A 1,047-nucleotide genomic window follows, 5' to 3' on the forward strand; every position below is an offset into this window, starting at 1 on the left:
ATCCGCGCCGGGGGCGGGGCCGCCGAGTCGCTCGCCTGCGACCTCGCCGACACGGCGGCGACGGCGTCGGCGCTGCGCCCGCTGGCCGAGGGGGCGGTGCCGCAGGTGATCGTCCACAACGCCGGCATCCACGACGACGTGCCGATGGCCGGCATGTCCGAGGCGCAGTGGCGCGACGTGATCGAGGTCTCGCTCAACGGCTTCTATGCCGCGGTGCGGCCGCTGCTGCTGCCGATGATGGCGACGCGCTGGGGGCGGATCATCGCCGTCTCTTCCGTCGCGGCGCTGCTGGGCAACCGGGGGCAGGTGGCCTATGCGGCGGCCAAGGCGGGGCTGATCGGTGCCGCCCGGTCGCTGTCGCGCGAGGTCGCAAGCCGCGGCATCACGGTCAACGCCGTGGCGCCGGGGGTGATCGCCTCGCCCGCCGTCGATGCCGCCATGGACGCCGCCCGCATCGCGGAGATCGTGCCCATGCGCCGCGCCGGCCGGCCGGAAGAGGTGGCCGACCTCGTCGGCTTCCTCGCCTCGCGTCAGGCAGGCTACATCACCGGACAGGTCATCTCGATCAACGGCGGCATGATATAGAGGCGGGGCAATGGACGCGGACGTGGCCGAGGCGTGCGACGTGCTGGTGATCGGCGGCGGCCCGGGCGGCGCCACCGCCGCGGCCCTGCTGGCCGAGCGCGGACGCGACGTGGTCGTGCTGGAACGCGAGATGCATCCGCGGTTTCACATCGGCGAGAGCCTGCTGCCGCTGAACACCGCGCTGTTCGACCGTCTCGGCGTGCGCGACGCCGTCGCCGCCATCGGTGAGTTCAAGCCGGGGGCCGAGTTCGTCTCCGACGCTACCGGCCAGCGCGTGCATTTCGCGTTCTCCGAGGGGCTGAACCCAAGCTACACGAACAGCTGGCAGGTGCCGCGCGCGGCGTTCGACAAGCTGCTGTTCGATGCCGCACGCGCCCGCGGCGCCCGCGCCTTCGAACAGACGCGCGTGACCGCGATGGAGCCGGCGGCCGGCCTCGGCGCCCGCGCGCGGGTGGAGGCGGT

2 protein-coding genes are annotated in these 1,047 nt (G+C 73.5%); both read left to right on the plus strand.

Translation table 11 applies throughout. The features are described 5' to 3' along the window. The coding region (locus B8460_RS15620) for an SDR family oxidoreductase (protein WP_048862539.1) at window positions 1–585 on the plus strand (585 nt) is incomplete at its 5' end. A 10-nt stretch (window positions 586–595) separates the two neighbouring features. Then, window positions 596–1,047 (plus strand): NAD(P)/FAD-dependent oxidoreductase (locus B8460_RS15625; RefSeq protein WP_048862540.1); only part of this gene is annotated, 452 nt, incomplete at its 3' end.

Origin of the sequence: Acidisphaera rubrifaciens HS-AP3 (genome assembly GCF_000964365.1) — a bacterium.
In the GTDB taxonomy this organism is placed as follows: domain Bacteria; phylum Pseudomonadota; class Alphaproteobacteria; order Acetobacterales; family Acetobacteraceae; genus Acidisphaera; species Acidisphaera rubrifaciens.